We start from the raw sequence: 7228 nt of genomic DNA on the forward strand, positions 1-7228 counted from the left end.
AGGGCGAAAATAACAGCAAGGCACTGCCCAAACAGGGTAACTGTCCGTATATAGGAAAGCTGGAGTAGGTTATCGCGATGGTTTGCCATAGCGGGATTATACCCCAGCCTTGCTTTAATCAGGCGAGGCAAAATGTCGCAGTAGAGGTATTTTTATCCAAGAAGGGTATAATGCCCGCTTTCTGCCAGCCTACTGTGATTTAGATCGATGAGCATCCTGCAAGAAGAAGTTAATCAGCGCCGTACTTTTGCCATTATCTCCCACCCTGATGCCACCCAGCCTTTCAACGCTTAAAACCACCTTTCATTGCACACCACAATCACATCTCTACGTACTGAATTTAAAGGCTTTTTGTCTTTTTCTCGTTTCTTTGCTTTTCAATGATGTTCAAGCGTAACCTCGGAAAGTGTGTACAAACTTGAGTACAAATTCCGTTTTAGAGGCCTTTGGCGAAAATTTCATGACACAAATCTGGCTGTAGGCCTTGTGGTTACTGGGCTTGATGAAGAAAGTACCTCCTGCTTTTGGTACTTTGGTTTCGACATTACAAAAGCGGAATAAATGCGATCATCTCTAGTTTTATGTTTGTAAGCTTATGAATTTAAAGGGTTCGTCATTGTGGTTTTTGATGTGTCATCGTTGCGAGTGTACAAACAGTGTGTACAAATTTTTCTCGTTAGGCATGTTGATTGCTATTCATGACACAAACCGCTTTGTAGCCCTTGTTATTCATAGGTTTGAGCTGAAAAGTACCTAATAGCAACATTTGTGTTTTGATAAGGCTAATCTTCTGAACAAATCATGCATCTTTCTGACCATCAACAAGTGATGAATCAGGCGATGATAGCTTTACATTGATTTTCAGGAGAATGCAGATGACAGCAGTAGCGCACCAGGTAACCCCTTTTCTAACATCTTACGAAGTGATGGCTCGTTACCACATAAGCTATACGACGCTCTGGCGAAGAATAAAAGATGGCAGCTTGCCGCAACCTCGTATCAACCGAAATACACGAAACAAGCTTTGGCACATTGAAGACCTAGAAGAGTATGAGAAGAAAGAGGACTGAGCCTCTTTCTTTTATTGTCCGAAACGCCAGTTGAACGGAAAGCCTGTCGGCTCGATGATGGTCTCTAGCTGTTGATACCAAACGTCGTAAGCATGACGCATTTCATCCAGGTACTGATATTGGTTGTAGATAGCATCCAACCCTTTTTTGCTGTGGCCAATCATCAACTCGGCAACTTCTTGCGTGGTGATGGCTGACATTCGCGTTCGCATCGTTCTGCGAAGATCATGCATAGACCAGTGTTCCATCTCAATACCAAGCGACCTGCGAGCCCAGATTTTCACATTGTTAGGAATAGTGGTATCAAAGCCATTTGTGGCAAGCTCTTCTTGTCCGTTAGCGGGAAACAAGTAAGTTGATTTACTCATCTGCATCGCCAGTTCAATCAGCTCAATAGCAGGCCTAATCAATGGCCGCATGATTGGCGCTCCAATTTTCTCACCTTGTTTGCGGATCTCTATAGGCACTGTCCACATTGCAGATTGCAAGTCAAAGTGATGCTTTTCAGCTTGAATGAGTTCTCCCTTGCGACCGCCCAATAGCAGAAGCAATTTAATGTAGATGCGGTTCTTCTCAGTAATTTTTGACTCGTGCAAATAGCGCCAAAGTATCCTGATCTCGTTATCGTTTAGCACCCGAGTTCGTTTACCTTTCTTACCACCGACTTTCTTTGCTGTGATCCCAGCGGCAGCGTTAATTTCCAAAATTTGTTCATCAATCAGCCAGTCATAAAACTTGTGCAGCACAGACACCAGACGTTCTGTGTTTGAAGGGGACGACTCCGAAACCTCACGAAGACAGTTTCGCAAGGACAATTCATTGATGTCAGTTAATGGGTACTTGCCAAGTCGGGGCAGCAAATATATTTCACTGCTGCGTTTTTGGTAGTGCCACGTTTTCTCCTTTAGCCCTTGCTTACCGGCAGAGTCTATCCAGTCTCGAAAAATCGATTCGAAGCTTTGATTAGCAGAATACTTAGCCCGTTCCTGCTGTAGGTAGAGCTTGGGGTTTCGACCTTGATCAAGTACTGCCCTTAACCTATCCAGCTCATTCCTGGCTTCAGCAAGCTTCATAAGTGGGTAAGTACCAATGTCTACCCGCTGTTGCTTGCCATCGAAACGATAACGAAACTGAAAAACAATTTTGCCCTTGGGCGATACCCGAGCACTTAGCCCATCTCGGTCGGCTTTTACTACGGTTTCTTTTGCTTCTTTATTTAACCTGGCATCGAGCCAGCTAACTGATAACGCCATGTTATAAGCCCAGCCCTAGTTTTGATTTTAATGATTGTTTACGTGATTCTGCTTTGGGTTCTGGCGCTGTACTCACAGAAGTAATTTCAACTTCTGGAGCATGGCCATCCACCGGTACAGATGCCGTGGATAGATTGGGTTGGCTCATGTGAATTAACCCAAAGGTGGCCAGCATCCGCAGACGCTCAGCGCGTTCCCGTGGTGGCGTCTTTTCCAATTCTTTGAGCAGTTCAGGGTGGCTCCCTGGGGGAATGTTGACGACAACTCTCATGATCAAGCCCCATAAAACCAGAAGCCTCGGACGTTCGCCAAAACAGACTGTTCCGGCACGATGATCTTGCTTCGTGAAAAAATCTCCTTGGCCGCTTCCTTATAAGCCAAGGCTCCACCTCCGGCGATCAATACCAAGTCCGCATTGATGCTTTCGTCACGCATTGATTGGCGCATGGCTGTAAGAGCGACAGGCGCTACCTTTTTCATGGCAGCATTCAGATAAGGTGAAATATCGACTTTTTCACCAAATAGCAGCACCTGTAAGTCGCCGGTTCTCATGGCTTTTTCAAGTCGATCCATACCTACTTTGGCACCGTGATCTTCCGAAATCAGCTTATCAATCGTTTCCAGTAGCACGGACATTGCCTGAAGACTGGTTCCTGATGAGCTGTAGCGAATTTCTCCGGCCTCAAGGGCAACCCAGTCAACAGAAAAAAAGCCGGGATCTATAACGACGACGCGACCTTCTTCAATCAAGCCCAAATCTCCACCTGCTTGAACCAGATCCATATAGGCACCGGCAGGCTGCGGCAGCACTTTGACGTCATGAACTGTGATGCTGCGCTTAGGCGTCACTTGATGGACACCTTTTAAACGCTGCACAAGGTCAGACTTACGTTGTGGTTCATGAAACTGGGAAACCGGTAATCCAGTGACAACCAAATCGATGGATTCTGTTTCAGCCATTAACAAGGCGGCATGAAAAAGCGCCTTATAGGTTTTTGTGGTGGGATATTCCGGGTGAAGCTCTCGTTCCCAGCCTTGAAGGCGTCCAGCAGGCACACCAGCGGCCCAACGCTCATTATCGACAGACACATACAAACAAGTTTCATCATCACCTCCACCGATACGCTCCGGCATACGTTCCGCAGGACCGGCACCCGCAGGCAGAATAATGGTTTTCGGTTCACTGCCTGATTGGCCAATTGCCAGCTTCAGGTTTGAGTAACCGATATCTACGCCTAGTACAAACATACTTATCTCCTGTGCACTCAAAGTGCTCTAACGGTTTTCAATCAACCGCACTGGCCACGCTTGGGCATTTCCAAGTGCTCTGGCGGTTCACTCAAATGTCATTATCAGGATTCGGTGCACTGGCGGTGGGCAGAAAGGTGACAAATCCTTTCATCTATCTGCCTATTGCATTTTCGCAAAAGTATGAGAATAGGCTCTGTTTGGCGGCTGGTGACCTAGCCAAAAAAATCGAGACGCCAAACGTCGTTTGCATTCTGGCCTGAACTTGCCAAACGGTTTGTATTTTCATGGCAATACGTCTTTTTAGGCGTTTTTAAGTGAAATCGGCCTGTATCCCTTGTCAGGTATGGGATTGCGCGAGTTGATTTATATCGAGACGCCAAACAGTGATTGTTACGGCAGTTTTACGTTTGGCGTTTCGATCCAAAAGCCAAACGGATAGTGGTTTTGGCTTTTGGGGTTAATTGGATGGGGAAATTGGTTTGGTAGAAATCGTCAATGAACAATGGAAAGCAGATGTATCAGATTTACTTCAGCAAGAAACAGACAGGCTAAAAGCGCTGGCACGAGCTGAAGTTGATGACTTTTGGGTTACCCATTACAAGGTTCGAGAGAATGAGCCCTTTAAAGATTGGGGTCTGCTTGGTGTCCGTATCAGAGACTTTAAGTATGGCTTTGGCATAGAGTGGTACATCAACAGTTTTCACGGGCAACGAGGCAAGCGCGTGGTCTTTAGCAAGGGACTGCGTATTTCAAAGACGAAGCTGAGATACGCATTTTTGGACTGCCAAGGTTTGGCCAAAGAATGGGAGCTAGCGCTGGCCATGGAGAAAGAAGAATTCTTCAGTGATATTCGACGCCAGGTTGATAAGCTCAACATGTTGCGTCGCAAAGTGAATGCCTATTGAGTTAACTGCGCTATTTCACTCGCGGTAACTGGTCTGTTTGTTGCCTGCTAAGAAAGGGGTTAAATACATCCTTCTGGACGATGAGGAGAGCGACGACATGTTGGTAGAAATGAACGTCTCACCACAGGCACGCAAGAAAAATCCTAACCTACCTGAAAAATGGCAAGTCAGAGCCGTTACATATCAAGTACAAGGTAAGCACAAAACCGTGTTTACGTCTTTGCCGAGGGAAGAGTACGACGGAGAATTGGTCGCTGAGCTTTACCATGAGAGATGGTAAATTGAGTTGGGGTATCGAGACATAAAAAGTTCGATGCAACACAACGCTTTAGTACTGAGGAGTAAGACGGTGGAGCTTGTCTATCAAGAACTATGGGGGGCTTTTACTTGGTTATAACTTGGTGAGACGAGAGGCCAGTCAAGCGACAGTAGAGCATGGTCGAATGCCCAATGAAATCAGTTTTAAGTACGCTTGTCAGTTTATCGCGAGTCAACAAAGGTCATGTGCAAAGAGGTGTCTCCCGGTAATACGGCAAAGCGTCTAAAAAGTCTGCGAGGAGACTTATCCATCCTTTTTATAGACAAACGCCCTAAGCCAAATAGGCCTAGGGCGGTAAAAATATCAAAGACCCGATATCCAGTTAATCGCAAGGCAGCTCCGCTTAAGTGAACTACATTGCAGCAAAAAGCTGGGTTTTATCGATACTCTGACACATGAACATGTGTTCATGTAAAGGATTTTATGACGATTTCTTCCACGGTATCGGCATGTTCAAAATAATGCGCTTGACCTTCCCACGATGGTAAGCCTTAAGGTTGTTCTTTATCTGAACATAACGATGAGAAATACATCATGAGCATTCAAAAAAAACAGCATTCTAATGATGGTGAAACTCAAGTCAGTTTGCCCATTGAGGGAATGACTTGTGCAAGCTGCGTTGGACGAGTTGAAGCCGCTCTGGCTAAGGTTGAAGGTGTACAAAGCGTAAGCGTTAACCTTGCAACTGAGCGTGCAGATATCCGCCTAAATACATTAGTTAATCGTATGGCGTTGGTTGAAGCAGTTGAAAAGGTCGGCTATGAGGTTCCCCAAGCTTCTGTAGAGTTATCAGTTCAGGGCATGACATGTGCATCATGCGTAGGGCGTGTCGAAAAGTCGCTCCGAGCGGTTAAAGGTGTAAAAGAAGCCACTGTTAATTTAGCGACTGAAAGAGCCACTGTTCGTGGAACCGCTGGAGCTGATGACCTCATAACTGCTATCGAAAAAATCGGTTATGAAGCCAGCCTGGTTGATAACCAAAGCCAGAATAATGATGATACTGCAGAAAAAAAAGATATTGAAAAGGCTGCGTTGAAGAAAGATTTATTTTTGGCGACTGTACTTGCGTTACCAGTATTTATTCTGGAAATGGGGTCGCATGTGATACCGGGAATGCATCAATGGATAATGGATACCATTGGGCTCCAGGAAAGCTGGTATCTCCAGTTTGTGTTAACATTGCTGGTGCTGGCTATTCCGGGACGGCGCTTTTACGTGAAAGGTTTTCCCGCGTTATTAAGACTTGGCCCAGACATGAACTCTCTCGTCTCCGTCGGGACTCTCGCTGCATTCGGTTATTCAATGGTTGCGACCTTTGCTCCGGGTCTTCTGCCTCAAGGTACCGTCAATGTGTATTACGAAGCAGCTGCGGTAATCGTCGCTCTTATTCTTTTAGGACGATTCATGGAGGCGCGGGCTAAAGGTCGAACGTCTGAGGCTATCAAGCGTTTGGTTGGATTGCAGGCCAAAGAGGCGCATGTGCTGCGTAACGGTATTGTCATCGATATTCCCATCAGCGATGTAGCCCTTGATGACATTGTCGAAGTTCGACCAGGTGAGCGGGTACCGGTTGATGGTGAGGTGAGCGAAGGAACAAGTTTTGTCGATGAATCGATGATAACGGGGGAGCCTATCCCCGTCGAGAAAGTTCCCGGAAGCTTAATGGTTGGCGGGACTGTTAACCAGAAAGGAGCATTGAGGTTGCGTGCAACAGCCGTTGGTGGTCAGACGATGCTGTCACAAATAATCAGAATGGTAGAGCAAGCCCAGGGCTCTAAACTACCCATACAAGCTGTGGTCGATAAGGTGACATTATGGTTTGTTCCTGTGGTGATGCTGGCAGCGTTGTTAACTTTCCTTGCCTGGTTAACATTTGGGCCATCACCGGCCCTGTCTTTCGCACTGGTTAATGCCGTGGCTGTGTTGATCATTGCCTGCCCATGTGCAATGGGATTGGCTACCCCAACCTCTATCATGGTAGGTACTGGCCGTGGTGCAGAAATGGGGATCTTGTTCCGTAAGGGAGAAGCTCTGCAGTTGCTTAAAGATGCCAAGGTCGTTGCTGTAGACAAAACTGGCACTTTGACTGAGGGACGCCCAGTAATGACAGATCTGGAGTTGGCTGAAGGGTTTGAGCTTGACTTAGTATTAGCAAAAGTTGCCGCTGTTGAATCACGTTCGGAACATCCTATTGCCCGCGCTATCGTTGAGGCCGCTCTAGGAAAAGAGATATCACTGCCGGTGTTGACTGAGTTTGATTCAATTACTGGGATGGGCGTCAGGGCTACCGTAGACGGAGAGCGCGTAGAGATTGGGGCTGATCGATTTATGCGTGAGTTAGGCTTGGACATCGAATATTTTTCAAAGACTGCGATACGCCTTGGAAACGAAGGGAAATCTCCACTCTATGTTGCTATCGATGGACGTCTG

General features: G+C 46.5%; 6 protein-coding genes and 1 pseudogene. 4 read left to right on the forward strand and 3 right to left on the reverse strand.

Going from position 1 to position 7228, the window contains the following annotated elements; all coding sequences use genetic code 11:
* Nucleotides 1–875 precede the first annotated feature (875 nt).
* The gene (locus GY843_RS00255; RefSeq protein WP_000127614.1) at nucleotides 876–1070 is read left to right on the forward strand and encodes an AlpA family transcriptional regulator; all 195 of its coding nucleotides are present in this window, start codon (nucleotides 876–878) and stop codon (nucleotides 1068–1070) included.
* A gap of 11 nt (nucleotides 1071–1081) precedes the next feature.
* On the opposite strand, the gene GY843_RS00260 is transcribed toward GY843_RS00255, so the two are convergent.
* From GY843_RS00260 to GY843_RS00270, 3 genes are read right to left on the reverse strand one after another with little or no spacing between them, the layout of a single operon-like run.
* Nucleotides 1082–2323: an integrase family protein gene (locus GY843_RS00260; protein ID WP_008305558.1), complete on the reverse strand. Its 1242-nt coding sequence runs from the start codon at nucleotides 2321–2323 to the stop codon at nucleotides 1082–1084.
* Nucleotide 2324: 1 nt separating this feature from the next.
* Nucleotides 2325–2594, reverse strand: coding sequence for a hypothetical protein (locus GY843_RS00265; RefSeq protein WP_022614393.1), 270 nt, complete (start codon nucleotides 2592–2594; stop codon nucleotides 2325–2327).
* A gap of 2 nt (nucleotides 2595–2596) precedes the next feature.
* Nucleotides 2597–3571 carry a ParM/StbA family protein gene (locus GY843_RS00270; protein ID WP_297305723.1) on the reverse strand — a complete coding sequence of 325 codons (975 nt, stop codon included), beginning with the start codon at nucleotides 3569–3571 and terminating at the stop codon, nucleotides 2597–2599.
* Between the two features lie 464 nt (nucleotides 3572–4035).
* Here GY843_RS00270 and mobI point away from each other — a divergent pair, with 464 nt between their 5' ends.
* The 3 genes and pseudogenes from mobI to GY843_RS00285 form a co-directional block, all read left to right on the forward strand.
* On the forward strand, nucleotides 4036–4479 hold the full coding sequence (gene mobI / locus GY843_RS00275) for a conjugative transfer protein MobI(A/C) (RefSeq protein ID WP_297305724.1): 444 nt from the start codon (nucleotides 4036–4038) through the stop codon (nucleotides 4477–4479).
* Nucleotides 4480–4516: 37 nt separating this feature from the next.
* Nucleotides 4517–5149: pseudogene (locus GY843_RS00280) on the forward strand (transposase); the annotation flags it as partial.
* A gap of 183 nt (nucleotides 5150–5332) precedes the next feature.
* The coding region (locus GY843_RS00285) for a heavy metal translocating P-type ATPase (protein ID WP_297305725.1) at nucleotides 5333–7228 on the forward strand (1896 nt) is incomplete at its 3' end.

The sequence above is a fragment of the Neptuniibacter sp. genome, from assembly GCF_024231755.1.
Taxonomy (GTDB): Bacteria; Pseudomonadota; Gammaproteobacteria; order Pseudomonadales; family Balneatricaceae; genus Neptuniibacter.